A 21,239-nucleotide genomic window follows, 5' to 3' on the forward strand; every position below is an offset into this window, starting at 1 on the left:
TTTCAAGTGGATCTTCAGCTCGCCCTGTTCCCATAGGAGTCTACGTGGTTGGCCTGCGCTCTAATAGGATTCTACAGCGCATGGAAGAAATAATATCCTGATGAAGTTAGATGAAATCATCGTTTTTGAGCCTAAATAAACAATCATGCTGGTGTTTCAAATGGTTTTTAACAGTTCAAATCATGACAGCATGAATAATTCATATCGAGAATAGCTTTCATGCACCAAAAATAAGGATTGCTGAGCATGTTTTACCATGCAACACGAAAATTTGTTCCGTCGGATCTACCTTTTATTTGTTCAGTTATTTCAGTATAGAATATCCTGCTAGCGGAGGTGGACCGTTTTGACTCCTGAGGGATTAGCACCATCTGAAGATCCACTTTTGCCAAGTGATCTTCTTGGCAAAAGTTAGCTGAAGAGCGTGCCCCTAGGAAAGCAAAACGGTCCACCGTAGCGGTCGCTTTACACTTTACCTTCTATCTTTGTCAACAGATATATGGAAGAAATAATCAACCCCTGTTCCTATGGATAAGAAGTTACTTTTTAAAGTGCGAAAGTTGAGTAATTAAGTAAATTTATATTATTCACTATAATATTTGGTCATACATCACTCCATTTTCTTGTAATAAATCAGTATTTATCATTTAATCAAAGATTTTCCGAGCACCTAAAAAAGCAGTAAAACTATTTTTTATCATTGTTCTACTGCTTTTTCTATATTTATAATATTTAAAAAATAAATTGCGTGGAGATTTTTTAACTTCCTTGTGCTTTGGATCTGTTTGATGAGGCGAGGAATTTTTGTGTGATTTTTGCTTCTTTTAAAGTATTTTCTTCATCCTTGGATATTTTGTATTTTTTCCTTGTTGCTTCGCCTCCGCGTAAATGGCGGATTGCTTTATGGTACTCGAGTATTTCTTTTACTTCCTGGGCCAGTTTAGGATTAATTTCGGGCAGCCTTTCTGTCAGATCTTTATGGACTGTACTTTTAGATACGCCGAACTCTTTTGCAATCGTCCGGACTGTTTTTCTTGTCTCTACAACATGCCTCCCTATTTTAATTGTCCTTTCTTTGATGTAATCATGCACACCGTTCGCCCCCCTAAGTTGTAATTCCGAGGTGTCGCTTGGACAGGGTGTATGTTTTGGGATAGGACTTATTGATAAGCGGCTGACTATTTTTTATGTAGTCATTAGAATATAAAAGAATAAAGGTTCCACTTAAGATGAATGGTATTTATAAATTACATGTCTTTTCACCTCAGACAATTCGATTGCATGGTTTGTAATATCATCATATTAAAAAAATCGTTCCTTTATGCTTAAGTTTTGTACAAATAATCATGGGGACAAGGTGTATTTAAGAAAATCTTGAAACGGAAGTTCCATTTTTCTTACTGTTATCATCCATAAAATGAAAACTTCATTCATTTATTTTTTCCAGTGAACAAATATTTCTTCTCTTCTTTGAATAATTGCAATTAAATTCATCAACGTTCATTTTTTTCTTTCTTCCTGACCTTTTTGTACCGGGAAATCAAAATAGTTAGCTCAAAGATTTAAAAGGTTATATGAATATTTAAGTTCAACTTATATAGTCAGATAATATTTAATATTGACAATGATGTACGCATAATTTATCCTTTAATTAAATAACGGTATTGTATTCCTATTATCGGAATATAGATAAATTATCAATATAAATTATTGTATTATTTATTGTTTCTATCTTTTTTGAAAACCCTTACATTTTTTTATGTTGATATCTTCTAACAATTAATTTCATAACTGACTGGAATAGACTTCAAGTTTTATTCAGATCAAAAAGCAGCAATAACCGTTATTTTTTTAAAGACTGTCCGTCATTATTATTCGGAGCTTGTCTGTCTCTTACTGGTTCACTTGGCGCAAGGTTTTTTCCCTGTCACAGCTTAAATGGAATTATAAAAATAACGAGGAGGAATTCTATTGAAGTACATGAAAGGAAGTACCCGAACAATTGACTTACCTGTCTTTCTAATTAGCGGCGGTCTTTTATTAATCTTTGTCGTTGCCGGCCTTTTCAACCAGGCGTTTGTAACTGATATGGTAAATGCGTCTTTTGCATTCTCCGTAAAATACTTTGGTTCTGTGTATCAGTTTCTTATGCTCGGTACATTCGTTATTGCCCTTTTCTTAGGATTTTCCAAGTATGGACGAATTCGATTAGGAAAATTGACTAAGCCGGAAATGAGCAACTTTAAATGGATTTCTATTATTATGTGTACTTTACTTGCAGGCGGAGGCGTATTTTGGGCAGCTGCTGAGCCATTAAGTCATTTTTTGAGTACCCCTCCTCAATTTGGGGATATTTCATCAGGATCTCAGGAGGCTGTGGGTCCGGCACTTGCTGCAAGCTTTGTCGACTGGGGATTCCTTGCTTGGGCCATTTTGGGAACGCTTGCCACCTTCGTACTGATGTATGCACACTATCATCGCGGAGCGCCGCTTAAGCCAAGGTCATTACTGTATCCTTTTTTTGGCGACAGAATTATGAAAAATAGTGCATTGGGTACGTTTGTTGATGTTTTTTCGATTGTAGCGGTTGCTGCCGGAACCATTGGTCCTATCGGGTTTCTCGGCTTGCAGGCCGGATATGGATTAAATGCTTTGTTCGGATTACCGGATACGTTGATTGTTCAGGTTATTATTATCCTTTTGATTGTTATTGCTGCAGCAATTTCTGCTGCGTCTGGTATCCATCGGGGAATCCAAATTCTAAGCCGTTATAATGTCATTTTAGCACTGACCCTTGTTGCAGCTATGCTGATCCTTGGGCCCGGGTTATTCATCTTTGACTCTTTTCTGGAGTCCTTCGGTTTATACTTGCAGAACTTTGTCAGTATGAGCACATTTCGCAGCGATAGTGCATGGCTTAGCGGATGGACGGTTTTCTTTTTTGCCTGGTTCCTTGGATATGGACCCATGATGGCGATATTTGTCAGCCGTATCTCCCGCGGACGGACGATTAGGGAGATTGTCACAGCAGTTGCCGTTATTGCACCTGTCGTAACAGCATTTTGGTTTACTGTTGTAGGCGGTACGGGGATTTTCCAGGAAATTGCTAATCCCGGTTCTGTTTCCGAAGCGTTGAACAGTAATGGAGCTCCTGCCGCTATGATTGCCATTACGCAGCAATTGCCTTTAGGCACGATTTTAGGCTTTTTGTTTCTGCTGGCAACCATCATCTTTGTACTCACAACAACAGACTCTATGTCACTGACCATATCGATGGCCATTACCGGTACTGGTGAACCGCCGAAAGCGATGCGCGTATTCTGGGCATTACTGATGGGCGCGGTTGCTGCTGTTTTGTTAACAATTGGCGAGAGCAGTGTCAGTTCATTACAGTCCTTTATTGTGGTAACAGCTGTCCCGGTTTCTATATTATTGCTGACAACCTTCTGGACGGCACCACTCGTTTGCAGAAAACTTGCTGAGGAACAGGGAATCACCCCGCCTAAGAAGGAAAGCATCTACGAGAATGAAGAAGCCGGTTAAGGAACTACCTGCTAAATATGCAGTTATTAAATAAATAATCTTAGTTTTTGGGGGTGTACAGCTTGATAGAAGTAAAGCATGAAAATCATAAATTGCGTCCCGCTTCCGAAGTAATGAAACTGGAACGCATCGGTGCATTCCGCCTGACAAGCTTGAGTTTTCTGCGCATATTATTAAGACATATGATGCGGGAAAATTGGCAGGTTGATCGGACATTATTTGAATTAAATAAGGATGGACATGGCCATAGTGTATATCGTATTCAAACACCAAGGCATACATTTTCCTTTGTAGTTGTCTCCACAGAAATAAAGGAAGATGAACGAAGCGACCGTGTTATTTCCCAAAAATGGGATGTCACCTTTGCATTAAGTGAAGGCATCGTCTCCACTGAAAAAATAGAAAGTTTAAAAAGAGAATTGCCTAAGCAGGAGGCAGGGCGCGGCGATGCGTTTGACCTTGTCTGGTCACGCGCCAACAGAAGCAACCGGATTTTTGATTATGTTATTGACTGTCTTGCAGCACAAAAGCAGCCCGACCCAAAAGTTTTAAATGAGGTTGGTTATCTATTACGGACAACAGCCGTTTATGGCAACGGAAAATTCGGGCTTGCTCCTTATGAAAAAATTAAAGATAATCATCCCTTCAGCGGCCCCTTTCAGGCTCAGATGTTTGCGGTGTATATGCTGCGGCATTTCAGCTTTGATCTTGTGGAGCATATTGCCTTACAAAAAAATCCGGATGCCGTTCTGCTGGCTCCGGAAATAAAGCGTTTTATAGGTACCGGAAATGCAACTGGTCTGGGGATGGCCCCTTTTCTGATCGCGCATCCCAGATTGATTCACCAGTGGGTCTATATCAGAGAGAAAGCTATCGCCAGAGTAAAGGACATTCAACCGTCCCGGGATGATCTCGCACTGATGAGATATTGGCTGAATCGCACTGCAACCTATTTTGATGATTCAAGACTGATCGACAGGGAGATCTTTTTCAAACCGGAAAAGCTGGCGGAACAATGCAGATTTCTAAATAAGATTGTTCTTGAATATTTAAAAAGCGGCACCTTAATGAAGCAGCCTACACAAGACATGTGGCATGATTTGTCTGTTCTTGCAGAGAGAACAGCCTCTATCGAGATGCAGGAGCTGCTGCACACGCTTTTACTTGAGCTGTATACGGATCATGTTATTGATTTGGAACGGAGGATGAACGTAGAAGAAACATACCAGATTGAACCGCGAATGAAAATCAGGGAACTTATTGATTTAATCAAACAGCAGTATACCTGGGTATTTCAATATGATTTTACCAATCCGGATGAAAAATATTATTTTTGGTACCGTTCTGAAGAAAAAGAGGAACCGCGCATCGGAGTTCGTGACCAGGAACCCGGCAGTGACAAGGAGCTGCCGATGAATATAGCGGAAGAGGTGCAGGAGCTCTATCAAGCTTTAACAGCTGCTCATCCTGAGGAGATTGTTATATCTTTTATTTTGAAGTATCCGCACTATAAAGGTATCATACAGCGGATTCAATCCTTGGACGGTTTTGAATATGGAGAAGTGCAGGCCAATCTGTTAAGCAAGGATTTACTGCCTGTCAACCTGCTCCGATTCAAGTTATCTTTTTTTGGAGCTGAGCGCTTCAATCCAAAATCCAATCGCTGGGTGCGTATTACGTTATTTCAGGGAGCACCGCTTGTCGAAGAAATCGGGCAGCCTTTCCCTGATAATTGGGTATTTCCACAATTACCGACATGGAAAGGAGATCAACCATGATACAACAAAACGAGATTGTCATTGATGCTTTAGAGTTAAGCAGCTGGGACAGAGAATTTGTGCATCTTTTAAAAAAAGGTGGTGTCACCTGTGTTCACGCGTGCTGCGGATTATGGGAAAATGCCCGGGAAACACTTCGTAAAATCGGCGAATGGCACCGGTTCTTTCATGAAAATGATGACCTGGTCATGCAGGTATTTCAGGGCAGTGATATTTTAAAGGCAAAACAGGCAGGAAAAATAGGTGTTATTCTGGGCACACAAAATACCTCTTCTCTGGAGGATGAGCTTTCTCTTGTCTCTGTTTTTAACCAGCTCGGTATTAAAGTGATGCAGCTGACCTATAATAACCAGAATTTAGTCGGGAGCAGCTGTTATGAAGAGAAAGACAGCGGTCTTTCCCGCTTCGGCAAATTAGTTATTCAGGAAATGAACCGGGTGGGAATGATTGTGGATCTTTCACATGTTGGTGAACAGACTTCTCTTGACGCGATAGCTGTATCAGAGCGGCCGGTGGCAATCACACATGCAAACCCGAGCTGGATTTATCCAACAAAACGCAACAAGTCTGCAGAGGTGCTTCAGGCTTTAAAAGAGAATGGCGGTGTACTTGGGGTCTGCGCCTATCCGCATCTTGTGAATGGAAAGAATACAACACTGGAGGAATTTTGCAGTATGATTATCCAAACGGTTGATTTTATGGGGATTGATCAGGTTGGCCTCGGCACCGATTTAACATTAAACATGTCTACAGACTTTCTGCACTGGATGCGGATGGGCAGATGGACACATGATATGGACTATGGAGCCGGTTCAAAGGAAAATCCGTCATGGCCGGAGTGGCCATCATGGTTTCAGACTCCGAAGGACTTTCCGAATATTGCAGAAGGGCTCATTCAACAGGGAATGTCCGGCGAGGATGCAGCAAAGGTAATGGGCGGCAACTGGTTACGTTTCTTTACGGAGGGCTTTAAAGAGGATGGTCAAAAATAAAAAGGAGGCGGAGAAATGCGCGTATCCTATGTAGAGCTGTTTATTCACTGTAAAAAGGTCTTCCGTGCATGCGGCATTCCTTACGGGTGCGCAGATGATGGTGCCGGAGTGGTTACATGGAGTGAATTCATCGGTTTAAATGGTATGCAGGTATTGCTGAAGGAAATTCCCAATATAAAATCACAGAGTATGAAAAATGTTCATCTCCTGCAAGAGGAAAATGGTTTATACCGTTTTGATGGAGAAGCACAAAGCGCTATTATTCTGGGCAAGCTGATGGCAGACTTTGCTTTAGGAATGTCTGAAACAAAAAATACAGTACGGGTTCATATGCAAAATACGACCCATTCCCGGCTCCTGGCACAGCCGGCCCATTATATCGCTTCCAGAGATAAAGGATGTCTGGTTAATTATAAAACAAGTCAGGGCGTTCCAATATGGATTCTTTCTACACCGGAAATTGCCTACCCATTATTTGCGGAAGGAGATGCCGCAGAGCAAATCATGGAACAAAATCTTACCGCAGAGCTTGGACAATATGAAACGGCCAATATGACTAGCGATGAGTTTTGGCTTGTTTGTACCTCGGAAACAAAATTGATCACTTCCTGTGTAAGAAAACTGAGGCAGGCAGCTGGAAATGGAGCGATCAAACTGACAGAATCTGTGCATTTAAAGGCTACCTTTGAAAAGGCGTACTTGTACGGGGCCGAAATTGATATGAAATGCTGGAATGAACTTGATCAAATTGGACGGGAAACACTTGTTGAAGCTATGGAGGAATGATGAATATGTAATACAAACATGTTCTTAATAAACGTTATCAATAGATTAGAAATATTTAAGGAGGTATTATGATGGCAGCGACAACAACTGTATCATTAAAAAACTTTATCAATGGAAAATGGGTATCCCCTTCAGGAGACGAATTAAGAGAAGGAGTGAATCCTGCTGACACAAGGGAAATTGTTTCATCCTATAATCAATCGACCCCAGAAGACGTAAAAGCAGCTATTGATTCTGCCGGGCAGGCATTTCAATCCTGGAGACACACACCGGCCCCGCAGCGTGAACAATACTTATATAACATTGCTGCGTTAATGGAGAATGACAAAGAGGAGCTTGCCCGGACAATTGTTATGGAAGAGGGTAAAACATTTCAGGATGCAATAAAAGAGGTCGGTTATGCAGCAGGTATTATCCGCTTTTACGCCGGTGAATGCCGCCGTCTGAAAGGAACCATCATGGAAGCAGATATACCGGATGTTCAAATTGAAACAAAGCCGGAGCCTCTAGGTGTCGTCCTGGTAGTAACTCCCTGGAATTTCCCGCTTTCTATTCCGGCATGGAAGACTGCACCAGCCATCGCCAGCGGCAATACAGTTGTATTAAAGGCCTCTTCACAGACACCGTTAACTGTCATGAAGTTTATGGAAATTGTTGAGAAGGCTGGTGTTCCTGCAGGTGTCATCAATCATGTCATCGCTCCCGGCAGATTTGTCTCTGAAATGATCCAGCATAAAGCAGTAAAGGCTGTGACCTTTACCGGATCTAATTCTTCCGGGAAAAAGGTTTATGCAGAGGCTGCCAAAGATATGAAACGCTGTTTACTTGAAATGGGAGGAAAAAATCCGCTTATTGTCATGGAAGATGCGGATATAGATGAGGCAGTGCAGATTGCTGCTGCGGGCGCCTATGGGCAAACCGGGCAGGCTTGTACAGCTACAGGACGGGTAATTGTCCATCAAGCAATTGCTGAGGCGTTCACAGATAAGCTTGTTGCAAAGACAAAAGAGCTTCGCATCGGAAATGGCATGGAAGAAGGCATTGACATCGGTCCACAGGTAAGTGCGTCCGAACAGTCCTCTACCCTCGCACTGATTCAAAGTGCAGTGGAGGAAGGCGCCACTGTACTTACCGGAGGGAAAATCCCGGAAGGTCCGGAATTTGAGCACGGCTATTTTGTAGAACCTACCGTCATTCGAAATGTGACCCCGTCTATGCGAATTTTTCAGGAGGAGGTTTTTGGTCCGGTCAATTGCATTACTGAGGTCAGAGGTATTGATGAGGCTATTGCTGCCGCTAATGATGTAGATTATGGACTTTCATCAGCCATCTGCACCAAAAACCTGGAATATATGAATAAGGCGTTAAATGAGATTGAAGCAGGAATTGTTAAAGTGAATATGACAACCACAGGTACATTTTATCAAGCTCCTTTTGGAGGCTATAAGCAATCGAGCACCGGAACCTTTAAAGAATTGGGCAGTGAAGCAATGGATTTCTACTGCCAGTACAAAACAAGGTATATTAAAAGCAAATAATCGACAGAGTAATATGATATAATAATTCGAAAAGTATGTTATCGATTCAATCTGGAGGTTCCTATGAAAACAAAGTCAGACGTATCTGCAACTGTATTGCGGGCAATTAAAGTATTAGAACATCTGAAGGAAACACCGGGACCGCAAAGTGTCAGTTATATAAGCAAAGATTTAGAGATTTCCCAAACTATTGTTCATCGTTTGTTAACCACTTTAAAAATGGAAGGATTTGTACTGCAGGATACACATTCCAAACTGTATTCACTCGGTCCGGCTTTTTTAGACTATGCAAATAAGATCATAACGGAGCTGCCTTTTGCACCAGTTGTAGAGCCCTGGCTGATCCGGCTGCGAAATCAGACAGGGGAAACAGCTGGATTCTATATACCGAATGGATACACGCGGCTATGTGTTATGGAATATGAAAGTCAGCAGGAAATCAGAAGGTCTGTAGGTGTCGGCAATCAGTATCCTATCCATGCCGGTGCTACAGGCCGGGCAATTCTGTCCTATCAATCCGAAGAGATTCTTCAAAGTGTACTGTACAGTTTATCCCGGGAAGAGCGCGATATTTTAACTAAGAAAATAGAAACTACAAGAGAGCAGGGTTATGCAGTCAGCTTTGAGGAAATCAACGCAAATGTTTCGGCATTGTCTGCTCCGGTTTTTGATCAAAACCAGCGTGTTGTAGGAGCATTATCGATTTCAGGTCCGATTTTCCGCTTTAATAGCGAAATGATAGAGAAGCATATTCCGGCATTAGTTCATGCAACACAGGAAATTTCTAAATCATTTGTGTAACGGAAATGCTTTATTAAAGAATAAGAAAAGAATCATTTCTTCTACATCCATTGGTAAATATAATTGATAATTACCTAATGTTTGCGTATACTGGAATCTTGTTATTTTTTTACTTGTCCTAAATTAATAATACACAAGAGCAGACCCTTTGTGGTCTGTTTTTTTGTGCACAAAAAAACTGTTGCACGATCAGTTTCCTGATTGTGCAACAGCCTCTTTTTTTGGTTTTCCCAAGCAATATTCTTTTATTCTTCGGACTCGTCCAATTCTACGTCGATTTCTTCATCCGCTTCTTCGTCAGTTCCTTCGTCTTCACTTGGTGCTTCTTCCTGTTCTGTATCTTCTACGTTTTCTGCATCTTCTTCAGGATTTACAACATCTTCTCCTGAAGTTGGTTCATCACTTACTGCTTCATCTTCCGCAGCGCTATCTTCTACAGCAATGCTGGATGCCGGCTGATCAAAATAGCTTTCCGGGTTTACTTCTTTACCGTCTTTACGGATTTCAAAATGCAAGTGTGTTCCATTATCTTTACCAAACAAGTTTTTGCCTGCTGTTCCCAGCTTATCACCTTGTGCAACTTGGTCACTTACAGAAACTGCTACATCTCCAAGACTAGCATAATACGTTTTTAAGTCTTCACCATGAGATACCACAACTACATTACCCAGTAATGGATCTTCCTTCACTTCTTCTACTGTTCCGCTGATAGATGCTAAGACATCAAAAGTTTCTGCGTCTGCTGCTGCAATGTCTACTCCTGTACTTTGATAGTAACGATTGTTGTAAAGTACAAGTGCATTTTCTCTGTCGGCCTGCTCTGCGTTGTAATCAAAAAATTTAGTTACGATTTCTGCTTCATCTGCGTTTTCCAGCGGCATTCCTACCAATTCCTGCTGATCCACTACCGGTACTGCATCTTCATCATTCATTGATGGAAGATAGTGATCCTCTGCATTCCTTTGGTCATCTTGCTCTGAAACATCAGTTCCTGCATTTTGATACCAAATGACTGACGCTAATAAAACAGCTGCAATACTTAAATACAATGCTGGGAAAAACCATTTCTTACGGAAAATTTGGCTCCATTTATTTTTTGGGCCTTTGAATTCCTCTTTCATTTTCATCACCTCTGCAACCATTGTGAGCAGAAAAAGAGAATTATATACATAACTATGAAAAAAATTTTTGATTTTCATAATAAATAGATTAAATAAAGGTTCTGGATAAGTTGAAATTTAGATTTTACCTTCTAGCATTCGCTCCGGAAAAACACTACGCTTTCCATGGGCTTGAGCTCAGCCTCCTCAAAAAAAGAAGTTCACTTTTTTTCTGCGGAGGCATACAGGATGTATGTCAGTTCGGTGTTGCGACAGGACGTCGCGAACTTAACCGAACTTCCTTCCGTTTTGCGCTTTCCCATAGGAGTCTCCGTGTTTTTCCTTCGCTGGTAATAGCGCTTAAACATGAAAAAACGATGTATTATGTCAGGAACAAAAGAAAGATTTATTATTTCAATTTATATAGTAGAAACGAAACACTTTCACCTTTGCAATAAAAGTAGTTTAGCCCATTTAGACAATAAAAAACCCCCGCTCAGTTAGAAACGAGGGTTGGTGCGATTTCACTTACCTGGCTAATTTCCACATCTGTATAGTAGTAGTGAATAATGTCTTCATAATTTTTTCCTTCTGCCGCCATGCCATTTGCGCCATATTGGCTCATGCCGACGCCGTGCCCATAGCCCTGTGTCGTAAAAATCAGATGATTATCACTTTGTTCAATAGTAAAGTCACTGGATCTCAAGCCCAATTTATCACGAAATTCCGGTCCTGTAAAAGTATTTCCGGCAACTGTTATTTCTTTTACTCTGCCACTGTCTGTATGGCTGATTTCCATTGGGATTTTCTTATCATCCTGAAGCGGCACTTGCAATGCCTCAGACACCTCTGCGACACTCAGCGTTGTCTGACTGGTGAACTCTGGTGCATTCTTATCCCAGGGACTCTCTACGCTGCGCAGATAGGCAACCTCGCTCTCCCAATAATCCTCAGAGTTTTCCGTATACCCATTACTTGTGGAGAAGAAGGAAGCTGTAATCGGTGCCTTATTATACGTTATGATTTGTCCTTCTGTTTCTTTCACTGCCTGATTTATTTTATTCATTTTTTCCTGATATTCCGCTCCCCATTGCTCCTGCAGCTCCTGTTCCCCTTTATATACCTGATGCTGTGTTGAATCAGTCAAATCATAGCTGCTATTCTTCTCTCCATTCAGCAGAAAGTTGACAGTAAATGTTCTCGCAGCAACTGCCTGGGCTTTTAATGCTTCCATTTCAAACTCTGTCGGCATCTCGGAAGAAACCACCCCGGCAACATATTGCTCTACTGGAACATTCTCCACTTTCTCGTTGCTCACCCGCATGACAGAGACATCAAATGGAGATGCTCCGACTTCCACTGCTTCTTCGCCCGCTGCTGTTTCTTCAGAGGTATCCTCTGTTCCTTCTTCTTTATCAGGATTTTCTTCTTCTGTATCCACCACTTCTACACCTGTACTAATTGGATTATCGGTTTTTGTGATCTGGACAATAATTGCAGGGACTGCCAGAATAAAAATGATCAGTACTGCAAAAACACCTAATATCATTTGCTTCCAAGGAGATGGGCGCTGATGATTATAATACGTTGATTTCCGGTTAGAAAAAGGTACGATTTTCTGTGTCGGCTGGTTCGGTATCCTTTTTTTCTGCTGCAGCTGCTTCATTTTCTTATGAATTGCTGTGTTTTTCTGTTTATACTTTTTGTTATGCACGTTCCTCCTCCTTTTCTAAAACTTTCTGAACATCCTCTTAAGCTGTTTATCTATCATGCCTACTATTAAATCTATACATTTTATTGGCAAAATAGACCTTTTTCTTATGATAAAGTTAGAGAAAAAATTTTCAGAGTGTACATAACAGTTCAAAATATACAGTAATAAAAAAACCATAGAAGTCTCTTTTAGCCGTTCAAAGAGCATTCTACGGTTCTTTATATTTATGCCTGAATTTCTTCTTCTTCCATTTCTTTCGTCCGCTGCGGCCCGGTCGGCGGGCTATCCTTATAATTCTGATCATACAGATGGCAGGCAACGCGGTGACCTGACTTTATTTCCTGCCATACCGGCTTCACATCCTTGCATATATCCATTGCCATCGGGCATCTTGTCCGGAATACACACCCTGAAGGCGGATTGATAGGGCTTGGCAATTCCCCTTCTAAAATAATCCGTTCTCTCTCTTCTTCTATATCCGGGTCTGGAATTGGAATGGCTGATAGAAGCGCTTTTGTATATGGATGCAATGGATTTTCATAGAGATCCTCGCCATCTGTCTCCTCTACCAGATTTCCTAAATACATCACGCCAATCCGGTCTGAGAATTGCTTCACCATCGACAAGTCATGCGCAATAAATAAGAAGGTCAGCCCTTTTTCCCGCTGCAGCCGCTTCATCAGATTCACTACCTGCGCCTGCACGGAAACATCTAATGCAGAAATCGGCTCATCGGCAATAATAAAGTCCGGGTTCAGTGCCAGCGCTCTAGCAATCCCGATTCGCTGACGTTGTCCGCCGCTGAATTCGTGCGGGTAACGGTTCACATGGTCCCTGCTCAGTCCAACCTCCTCCAGCAGTTCATATACACGGTTCATGAGATCTTTTTTCTTCTTAAAAATTCCGTGTACCTCCAGAGGCTCAGAGATGATTTCCCTGATGGTAGACCGGGGATTCAACGAAGCATACGGATCCTGAAAAATCATCTGCATTTTCCGGTAAAGCGCGAATTGTTCCTTTTCGCTTAATCCATGTACATTTTCATAATTAAACCAGACATCTCCGCTTGTTTTCTCATATAATCCGAGAATTGTCCGGCCGATGGTAGATTTCCCGCAGCCGGATTCACCAACCAGACCATAGGTTTCCCCTTTAAAAATATGAAAGGATACATCATTGACGGCTTTTAAAATATCTGCCTTTCCCACATCAAAGTATTTCACAAGGTTTTTTACTTCCAGTATTTTATCTTCCATCTCTTCACCTCCAGTACCTTCTCGCTGCGCATAGCTCCCTTTCGTACTTGGTTCCTTGTAAAGGAGTGATTTCAATCCCTTTTCCTGTTTGCGGTGAATGCAGCATTTCTCCATTTCCTTTATAGATGCCGACATGATGGATTGCTCCTTTTCCATCCTGATGAGCAAAGAAGAGCAGATCTCCCGGCTTGATCGCATCAAAAGCAATCTCTTCACCTGCATCTGCCTGATCTCCCGCATCACGGGCAATCCAATAGCCGTTTGCTTTATGCGCTGCATAGGCGAGCCCTGAACAATCATAGCCAAAGGAGCTCATGCCGCCCCAGAAATAATCAAGACCGGTAAAGGGAAGACCGGCAGCCACAATATCTGCGCCGCTGCCAGGCTCTATGCCAACTTCATTCGTAACAGTTATTGTTTTTTCTTTAGCAATCTGCTGCTTTCCTGTCGGCGTCTGTACATACACATGCGTATCGTTCTCCCCTAAGTAAGGCAAAATGGTTAAATAACTCAGCTGCATCCTTGTTTGTCCGTCTGAGTCTTCCAGCCAGGCATCCTTTGCGGTAACGACGCTATATTTATCCTGGAGCCAGCTTTCTTTATTCACACGTGTCAATTGACGGATTGGTATATATCCCGGATAGCCTCCCGCATCTTTTTTGGACGGCTGAAATGGAGCGATAACATGTGCCCATTCTCCTTCTTCCTCCAGAACTATGACAGGCTCGCCGTACAATGTCTGCGACTGCACCAGATTGTCATTACACAGAGCCAAACCCTGCTCATAGGTTAAGCTGTTCACCCATTTAAGTATATCTGTCGGGCTTGAGACTCCATATTCATCCTCCGCTCTGGCTGACTCTGGATTAGTCCAGATTGTTGCAACCTGCACATTCGTCACATGAAACATTTCCGGGAGCTTCTCAAACATCTCTTTCATTCTACCAGCTCCTTTCATTTTTGATTGGTTCCAAATAAGCTTCCTTCACAGCTTTTATTCCAAGTCCCGGCTGATCAGGAAAAGTAATTTGATTTCCTTTTCCTTCGTAATGAATACCACCTTCTAAAATATCATCTGACAGCATCAGCGGGGCATCAAAGTCAAAGCGTGTGACTGCCGGGTGACTGGCTGCAAAATGAGCGGCAGCTGTAATTCCCAGCTTGGTCTCTATCATGCTCCCTGCCATACAGGAAACCCCATAAGCTTCACAAAGGTTTGCAATTTTTATCGCCTGATGGATCCCTCCAGCCTTCATCAGCTTAATATTAATCAGATCCGCAGCCCCCATTTCCAGGACACGTCGTGCATCGTGTACAGAAAATACTGCTTCATCCGCCATAATTGGTGTTGTCGTATGACTGGTAATATATTTAAGCCCTTGAATGTCATGGGCAGGAACAGGCTGTTCTACCAATTCAATATTTAAGCCCAGCTCTTCCATCTTTGTAATAGATTTAACTGCTTCTTTCGCAGTCCAGCCCTGGTTTGCATCCAACCGGATCAGAACGTCCTCTCCTGCCGCTTTCCGGACAGCAGCTACCCGTTCAATATCTTTTTCTGCCGAGTCTTTGCCTACTTTTACCTTTAAAATGTCAAAGCCATTTTCTTTATATAATTTTGCGTCCTTCTGCATTTGATCAATCTCATTCACGCTGACGGTGTAATCATTTTGGATAGTGGAGCTCGAGCCTCCCAAATATTGATATAAAGGCTGATTTGCTGCTTGTGCGAGACAATCATATAATGCCATATCCACAGCGGCCTTGGCACTGCTATTATGAACAATCGCCTTCTCCAGCTGCATAAAAATATGCGCATAGGATGATAGCTCTGCATCCTTTAAAATTGGACGGATGACCTGATCAATCGTGTAATGGATACTTGCCAGACTATCGCCTGTAATCACATGCGTCGGCGGAGCTTCTCCCCAGCCGATGCTGCCATTATCGCAGGTTATTTTCACAAAAATACTTTCTGCAACAGTTACCGTCCGCAGTGCTGTTTTAAAAGGTGTATGTAAAGGGATCGAGCTATGATAAAGTCCTAAATCAATTATCTTCACGATTAACGCCCCTTTCTAAGTATTTGACATTCCTTAACGTACTCCCGGCGAAAGCTGAAGCGTCTTCGTCCTGCTGGATAAAGTTGCTTTTACTCCTAAAGGAATAGAGAAATGCGGAAAGCAGTGACCGATTCGGAAACCGGCAATAACCGGCTTTCTATAATTTCTAAAGTAATGCTTCCAGACTTCTTCCAATCTTAAACTTGGATGTACTTTAGGGTCTGCTTCTGCAAAATCACCGATAATTATCCCGGCAGCCTGCTGCAGCTTCCCGGTCAAACGAAGCTGATTCATCATCGCATCAATCCGATAAGGCTCCTCGCCAACATCTTCTATGAATAACAGTTTATCCTTTGTACAAATTTCATAAGGAGTGCCCAGCGTTTGTACAAGCAGTGACAGATTTCCTCCGACAATTTTCCCTGAGGCTTCTCCTTCCCGATAGACAGTAAGCGGAGAAATACTCTCTGAATAAATGAGGTTAGTCGGTCCAAACAGCTGCCTGAATAATTGGCTGGAAAGTGTATCAAAGTCTTTTTTCACCATATCCGATGCCGGCATCGGACCATGAAAAGTAATTAAGCCGGTCGCTTGGCGGATGGCTGTATGTAAAAATGTAATATCACTGTATCCCCAGATAATTTTAGGATTTTTTTTGATTAATTCCATATCTATTTTATCAATGATGCGACCTGTTCCATAGCCGCCCCTGGCGCAAATAATTGCCTTCACATTCCGGTCAGCAACCATTTGATGAAAATCCGCTAAACGGCTAGCATCCCTTCCTGCTAAATATCCGTATTGATCATATACATGTTCTCCAAGCTTTATTTTTAAGTCCATATTTTCAAAAAAGGAGAATGATTTTTCCAGTTTTTCTTTTTCTACAGGACCAGCCGGAGCGATAATTCCGATGGTATCTCCAAATTTTAAACGATAAGAAAGCAAGTATGTATCCCCCTTTTTTGAGAAATAAAAGAGTATATTTCTTTAAAATAGAGATAGGCTCAAGTGAGACCTGAATGTCGGTACATGAGCCTATCTGCTTTTTTTACTCTGCTTTGTCAGCGTATTTCAGGTCGAAGTATCCTACCGGATGACGAAGGATTCCTTCCACACCATCCGCTTCAAGTACAACAACATTGTAGTAGCGGATCGGCATGGCAATCATTTCTTCAGCCAGCATTCTTTCTGCCTCATACATATATTCATAGCGCTGTTCTTCGTCTGTTTCACTTTTACTTTTTTGAATAAGCTCATCGTATTCTGCACTTTCAAATCCGGTACGGTTCATATAAGAATTTGTCGTGAAGCTTTCCAGAAAGTTGACCGGGTCAGCGTAATCATTGAGAAATGAGCTTCTGGAGAACTGTAATTCAAGATTTTGCTGCGCTTCCGAAAACACATTCCATTCCTGATTCTCCAATGTAACATCGATACCTAAATTTTCACTCAGCATATTTTGCATTGTTTCTGCTACAGCCTGGTTAACATCGCTGGTACTGTAAGTCAATACAACTGGCGGAAGTTCATCATATCCTTCTTCCTGCATCCCTTCTTCCAGCAGCTGCTTACCAAGCTCCGGATCAAATGACAGCAAATCACCATTTTCTTCACGGAAATCTTTTCCGTCCGGCGCTGTAAAGCCAGGTGATACAAAACCATATGCCGGCTCTACGCCTTGTTTTACGACATATTCCGCAATATCATCCCGATTGATTGCATAAGAAAACGCCTGTCTGATTTTCTTATTTTGGAATGGTTCTTCTGTAAGATTAAAACGATAGAATTCCAGGCCGCCGCTTTCACCGATAAATACATCGTCTCCGTCAATTAATTCATCTGACATTTCTGGAGGAATACTCGCTGTATCCAGCTCTCCTGTCTGGAACATTTGGTATTGTGAATTCGTGTTATTCACCATGGAAAAATGCACATAATCTAAATTAACTGCATCAGCATCCCAATATTCCGGATTCTTGGCAAAAATCATTTCACTGTCATGCTCCCATGATTCCAGCATGAACGGTCCATTTGCTACAAATGTATCTGCTTCTGCATACCAGTCCGGTGTTTCTTCAGCTACCTGATGGTTAATTGGGAAAAATGCCGGATTTGTCAGCAGATCTAAGAAAAATCCTGTCGGCTGAATCAAAACGACTTCTAATGTTTTGTCATCAACAGCAGTTACATTGACATCATCAGCGGACCCTTCCCCGCTATTGTATTCTTCGCCGCCCTCGATGTAGTAGGCTAGAAATGCTGCCTGGGAAGCTGTTTCAGGGTCCAGCATATGCTTCCATGCAAAAACAAAATCCTCAGCTACGACAGGATCACCATTAGACCATTTGGCATCTTCACGCAAATGGAATGTATAGGTTAAACCATCTTCAGAAATATCCCAGCTCTCTGCCACCCCTTCTGCGGCTACTGAATTTTCATCTAATCGGGTCAATCCTTCCATCAGGTTATTCAAAGGATCCCAGGATACCTGATCAAATCCAATGGATGGATCGAATGAAGCCGGTTCCTGGCCATTATTAATATATAATGTCTTTCCATCCAGATCCGGGGTTTCTTCTGCAGCTTCACCGTCTTCGCCATCTTCGCCATTACCTTCTTCTGTGTCTGTACCCTCCTGCGGCTCTCCAGCATCCTCATTCGCTGTACACGCAGCGAGAAAGAGTGCTGTTAACATCACCAGGAGTATCCATAAAAGCTTCCTTTCTTTCATTGTTTTGCCCCCTTTTTAAGTTTGTAGTGATTTAGCAGCCATAAGCTGCTTGGCCCGTTCATCCTGCAGCCAGCAATCCACTTGATGCGAATCACTGATTTTTTCTGAAACGGGATAAACTTTATCGCACACCTCCATCGCAAAAGGACATCGTGCTGTGAATGGACATCCTTTTGGAGGTGAGAATAAATCAGGTGGAGTGCCGGCAATCGGCTTCAGTTCTTCTTTTGCGTCTAATCTTGGGACAGAATTCAGCAGCCCCTTTGTATATGGATGCTCCGGCCGGTAGAATATGTCCCGCTTGCTTCCGGATTCAATAATCTTTCCAGCGTACATAACGATAATGCGGTCGGCTATTTTGGCAACAACGCCTAGATCATGTGTAATCAAAATAATCGATACACCCGTCCGCTCCTGGATCGTTGAAAACAGCTCCAGTATCTGTGCTTGAATCGTTACATCCAGCGCAGTTGTCGGTTCATCTGCAATCAGTAAATCAGGATCACAGATAAGTGCAATAGCTATGACAATCCGCTGACGCATTCCTCCGCTAAATTGGTGCGGATATTGTTTTAAGCGTTCTTCCGGGTTGGGGATACCAACCAGATCCATCATTTCGATGGCTTTTTGCTTTGCTTGAGATCCAGTAATTTTCTTATGTTCTTTTAAACCTTCCATAAGCTGCGTACCTATCGTTAAGGTTGGATTCAGCGCTGTCATCGGATCCTGAAAAATCATAGAAATATCTACTCCGCGAATATTACGCATTTTTTTCTCTGAGTAAGCTGCTAAATCCTGCCCTTTAAAAATAATCGAACCCTTTGTAATTTTTCCAGGGGGATCTGGAATCAGCCGCATAATGGCATTGGAGGTGACACTCTTGCCACATCCGGATTCACCGACAATCGCCAGTGTTTCCCCTCTATCTAAGTGAAAATTGACACCTCTGACAGCTTGGACTGTCCCTCCATAAGTTGTAAATGTAACATGTAAATCATTTACTTCGAGTATTCTTTCCAAGTTGTCCACCTACTTTCTTAATTTCGGATCAAGTGCATCCTGCAGTCCATCTCCCAGAACGTTGAAGGCAAACATCGTAAAGGAGATAAAAAATGCCGGGAAGAATAGTGTCCACCAGTTTCCGGATAAAATAGCTCCCAACGAATCATTTGCCATTACACCCCAGCTGGCAAATGGAGCCTGGATTCCGAGACCGATAAAGCTCAGGAATGCTTCGGCAAATATCGCTGATGGAATTGTTAATGTCATCTGGACAATAATCGGCCCCATCGCATTAGGAAGGAGATTTTTCCGGATGATTCGGAATGTTTTGGTACCAAATGACTTGGAAGCGAGAATAAATTCATAGTTTTTAATCTGTAAGACCTGTCCCCGCACAATTCTGGCCATCCCTACCCATCCGGTAATCGTCAGTGCCAGAATAATGGTTCCGAGGCTCGGACCGAGCACAACTAAGAGTAAAATAACAACTAATAAGTACGGTAAACCATATAAAACTTCAATAATACGCATCATTATATTATCGGTGCGGCCGCCTTTATAGCCGGATATCCCTCCCCAGATAATACCGATGGTTACGTCAATTAATGCAGCTATAAATCCTACAAATAAGGAAATCCGGGCACCATACCAGGTACGTGTAAAAACATCTCTCCCTGCATTATCTGTGCCGAACCAATGCTCCATAGACGGCGGCTGGTATTGATCAGGAAGGCTCTGCCTGTTCACTTCATAAGGGGAAAGTATCGGACCGATAATTGCCATAATGGTAAGCAGCACCAAAAAGATAAGTCCAAGCATCGCCATTTTGTTTTTAACCAGACGGCGCCAGGCATCCTGCCAATAGGACAGGGATGGACGGGATACCTGCTCCAGCTTTTCTTTATCCCGTTCTTTCCAGGAAAACCATTCATCAGGGACATTGGCAGCAGTTTGCGTGTATTCGATCTCTTCTTTTGATTTCATCTTTACTTGCCCCCTTTTTGATGCATTTTAATCCGTGGGTCGAGTATGCCGTAAACAACATCCACAATAAAAAGCATAATAATCAAGAAGGCGCTGTAGAAAACAGTTGTCCCCATAATAACCGGATAGTCACGCTGATTAATACTTTCTACAAAGTATCTCCCCATTCCCGGTATTGCAAAAATCTGTTCAATGACAAAGGTTCCTGTTAAAATTCCGGCAAAAAGTGTCCCCATAATCGTTACTACTGGCATTAATGCGTTTCGGAGCGCATGTTTAAAGATTACCTTCCAGGGAGATAAACCTTTTGCTTTCGCCATTTTGATATAATCCTGTGTCAGCACCTCCAGCATGGTGGAGCGTGTCAGACGGGCAATGATTGCCATTGGGCCGGTGGCCAGTGCAAGCACCGGCAGTACCATATGAGCCGGGCTTCTCCAGGTAGCTGTCGGGAATATTTCCAGGTTTACAGCCAGCTGCTGGATAAGAAGTGTCGCTAAAATAAAGTTTGGTATGGAAATACCTAAAACAGCAATCCCCATTGTTAAGTAATCCAGAAACCCGTTATGTCTGAGTGCGGCAATAATCCCAACTAATATCCCTGAAATTACGGCTAAGACAATCGTGATTATCCCCAGCTCAAAAGAAATCGGAAATCCTCTCGATAAGAGATCATTCACAGTCTGGTTAGGCTGTTTGATAGAAGGTCCGAAATCAAAGGTGACGATCGATTTTATGTAGAGCAGATATTGTATGTAATAGGGCTGATCCAGATTATAATGGGCTTCCAGGTTGGCCTGCACCGTCTCATTGGAGGACTGGTCGCTATTAAAAGGAGAGCCGGGTATATTAATCATCAATATAAAAGTTAGTGTAATAATCACCCACAGTGTGATAATCATAATTAATAAACGCTTTAAAATATACTTCAGCATATGTTTCACCACG

17 protein-coding genes are annotated in these 21,239 nt (G+C 42.3%); 6 read left to right on the plus strand and 11 right to left on the minus strand.

Translation table 11 applies throughout. The features are described from left to right. Positions 1-759 precede the first annotated feature (759 nt). Positions 760-1,092 (minus strand): sporulation transcriptional regulator SpoIIID, encoded by a 333-nt coding sequence (gene spoIIID / locus BN1068_RS07405; protein ID WP_077602219.1) that lies wholly within the window; start codon positions 1,090-1,092, stop codon positions 760-762. 888 nt (positions 1,093-1,980) lie between these two features. Between spoIIID and BN1068_RS07410 the strand changes: the two genes are divergently transcribed. The 6 genes from BN1068_RS07410 (at position 1,981) to BN1068_RS07435 (ending at position 9,438) form a co-directional block, all read left to right on the plus strand. Next, positions 1,981-3,543 carry a BCCT family transporter gene (locus BN1068_RS07410; protein WP_077602874.1) on the plus strand — a complete coding sequence of 521 codons (1,563 nt, stop codon included), beginning with the start codon at positions 1,981-1,983 and terminating at the stop codon, positions 3,541-3,543. Between the two features lie 62 nt (positions 3,544-3,605). Next, entirely contained in the window at positions 3,606-5,321 is a 1,716-nt protein-coding gene (locus tag BN1068_RS07415; RefSeq protein WP_254846726.1) for a hypothetical protein, read from the plus strand. Next, positions 5,318-6,313: a membrane dipeptidase gene (locus BN1068_RS07420; protein ID WP_175637105.1), complete on the plus strand. Its 996-nt coding sequence runs from the start codon at positions 5,318-5,320 to the stop codon at positions 6,311-6,313. Before BN1068_RS07415 ends, BN1068_RS07420 begins: the two co-directional genes overlap by 4 nt. A gap of 15 nt (positions 6,314-6,328) precedes the next feature. Continuing rightward, a complete protein-coding gene (locus BN1068_RS07425; protein ID WP_077602221.1) occupies positions 6,329-7,099 on the plus strand; it encodes a DUF3726 domain-containing protein in 771 nt (256 codons plus the stop codon). A 71-nt stretch (positions 7,100-7,170) separates the two neighbouring features. Further along, entirely contained in the window at positions 7,171-8,637 is a 1,467-nt protein-coding gene (locus BN1068_RS07430; RefSeq protein WP_077602222.1) for an aldehyde dehydrogenase family protein, read from the plus strand. Positions 8,638-8,700: 63 nt separating this feature from the next. Continuing rightward, positions 8,701-9,438 (plus strand): IclR family transcriptional regulator, encoded by a 738-nt coding sequence (locus tag BN1068_RS07435; RefSeq protein ID WP_077602223.1) that lies wholly within the window; start codon positions 8,701-8,703, stop codon positions 9,436-9,438. Positions 9,439-9,683: 245 nt separating this feature from the next. Here BN1068_RS07435 and BN1068_RS07440 read toward each other — a convergent pair whose 3' ends face one another. From BN1068_RS07440 to BN1068_RS07485, 10 genes are all read right to left on the minus strand, one after another. Further along, positions 9,684-10,559 (minus strand): stage II sporulation protein SpoIIQ, encoded by an 876-nt coding sequence (locus BN1068_RS07440; protein WP_077602224.1) that lies wholly within the window; start codon positions 10,557-10,559, stop codon positions 9,684-9,686. A 475-nt stretch (positions 10,560-11,034) separates the two neighbouring features. After that, the gene (gene spoIID / locus BN1068_RS07445) at positions 11,035-12,252 is read right to left on the minus strand and encodes a stage II sporulation protein D (RefSeq protein WP_254846727.1); all 1,218 of its coding nucleotides are present in this window, start codon (positions 12,250-12,252) and stop codon (positions 11,035-11,037) included. A 224-nt stretch (positions 12,253-12,476) separates the two neighbouring features. Continuing rightward, entirely contained in the window at positions 12,477-13,508 is a 1,032-nt protein-coding gene (locus tag BN1068_RS07450) for an ABC transporter ATP-binding protein (RefSeq protein WP_077602225.1), read from the minus strand. Positions 13,509-13,512: 4 nt separating this feature from the next. Continuing rightward, positions 13,513-14,448 carry a C40 family peptidase gene (locus tag BN1068_RS07455; protein ID WP_077602226.1) on the minus strand — a complete coding sequence of 312 codons (936 nt, stop codon included), beginning with the start codon at positions 14,446-14,448 and terminating at the stop codon, positions 13,513-13,515. Between the two features lies 1 nt (position 14,449). Then, complete coding sequence (locus BN1068_RS07460; protein WP_077602227.1) at positions 14,450-15,571, minus strand: mandelate racemase/muconate lactonizing enzyme family protein; 1,122 nt, start codon at positions 15,569-15,571, stop codon at positions 14,450-14,452. A gap of 33 nt (positions 15,572-15,604) precedes the next feature. Next, positions 15,605-16,519 (minus strand): S66 peptidase family protein, encoded by a 915-nt coding sequence (locus tag BN1068_RS07465; protein WP_077602228.1) that lies wholly within the window; start codon positions 16,517-16,519, stop codon positions 15,605-15,607. A gap of 103 nt (positions 16,520-16,622) precedes the next feature. After that, positions 16,623-18,305, minus strand: a complete 1,683-nt coding sequence (locus BN1068_RS07470) for a peptide ABC transporter substrate-binding protein (protein WP_077602229.1) — start codon at positions 18,303-18,305, stop codon at positions 16,623-16,625. A gap of 15 nt (positions 18,306-18,320) precedes the next feature. Beyond that, positions 18,321-19,325 (minus strand): ABC transporter ATP-binding protein, encoded by a 1,005-nt coding sequence (locus BN1068_RS07475; protein WP_077602230.1) that lies wholly within the window; start codon positions 19,323-19,325, stop codon positions 18,321-18,323. A gap of 9 nt (positions 19,326-19,334) precedes the next feature. Next, the gene (locus BN1068_RS07480; protein WP_077602231.1) at positions 19,335-20,291 is read right to left on the minus strand and encodes an ABC transporter permease; all 957 of its coding nucleotides are present in this window, start codon (positions 20,289-20,291) and stop codon (positions 19,335-19,337) included. A 2-nt stretch (positions 20,292-20,293) separates the two neighbouring features. Further along, a complete protein-coding gene (locus BN1068_RS07485) occupies positions 20,294-21,226 on the minus strand; it encodes an ABC transporter permease (RefSeq protein ID WP_077602232.1) in 933 nt (310 codons plus the stop codon). Positions 21,227-21,239 lie beyond the last annotated feature (13 nt).

Origin of the sequence: Oceanobacillus sojae (assembly GCF_900162665.1) — a bacterium.
Classification (GTDB): domain Bacteria; phylum Bacillota; class Bacilli; order Bacillales; family Amphibacillaceae; genus Oceanobacillus; species Oceanobacillus sojae_A.

Excerpts from the sequence above, each read along its gene's own strand:
- BN1068_RS07410 (WP_077602874.1), top strand. The coding sequence starts at position 1,981 with ATGAAAGGAAGTACCCGAACAATTGACTTACCTGTCTTTCTAATTAGC.
- BN1068_RS07420 (WP_175637105.1), top strand. The coding sequence starts at position 5,318 with ATGATACAACAAAACGAGATTGTCATTGATGCTTTAGAGTTAAGCAGC.
- BN1068_RS07425 (WP_077602221.1), top strand. The coding sequence starts at position 6,329 with ATGCGCGTATCCTATGTAGAGCTGTTTATTCACTGTAAAAAGGTCTTC.
- BN1068_RS07430 (WP_077602222.1), top strand. The coding sequence starts at position 7,171 with ATGGCAGCGACAACAACTGTATCATTAAAAAACTTTATCAATGGAAAA.
- BN1068_RS07435 (WP_077602223.1), top strand. The coding sequence starts at position 8,701 with ATGAAAACAAAGTCAGACGTATCTGCAACTGTATTGCGGGCAATTAAA.
- BN1068_RS07440 (WP_077602224.1), bottom strand. The coding sequence starts at position 10,559 with ATGAAAGAGGAATTCAAAGGCCCAAAAAATAAATGGAGCCAAATTTTC.
- BN1068_RS07450 (WP_077602225.1), bottom strand. The coding sequence starts at position 13,508 with ATGGAAGATAAAATACTGGAAGTAAAAAACCTTGTGAAATACTTTGAT.
- BN1068_RS07455 (WP_077602226.1), bottom strand. The coding sequence starts at position 14,448 with ATGAAAGAGATGTTTGAGAAGCTCCCGGAAATGTTTCATGTGACGAAT.
- BN1068_RS07470 (WP_077602229.1), bottom strand. The coding sequence starts at position 18,305 with ATGAAAGAAAGGAAGCTTTTATGGATACTCCTGGTGATGTTAACAGCA.
- BN1068_RS07480 (WP_077602231.1), bottom strand. The coding sequence starts at position 20,291 with ATGAAATCAAAAGAAGAGATCGAATACACGCAAACTGCTGCCAATGTC.
- BN1068_RS07485 (WP_077602232.1), bottom strand. The coding sequence starts at position 21,226 with ATGCTGAAGTATATTTTAAAGCGTTTATTAATTATGATTATCACACTG.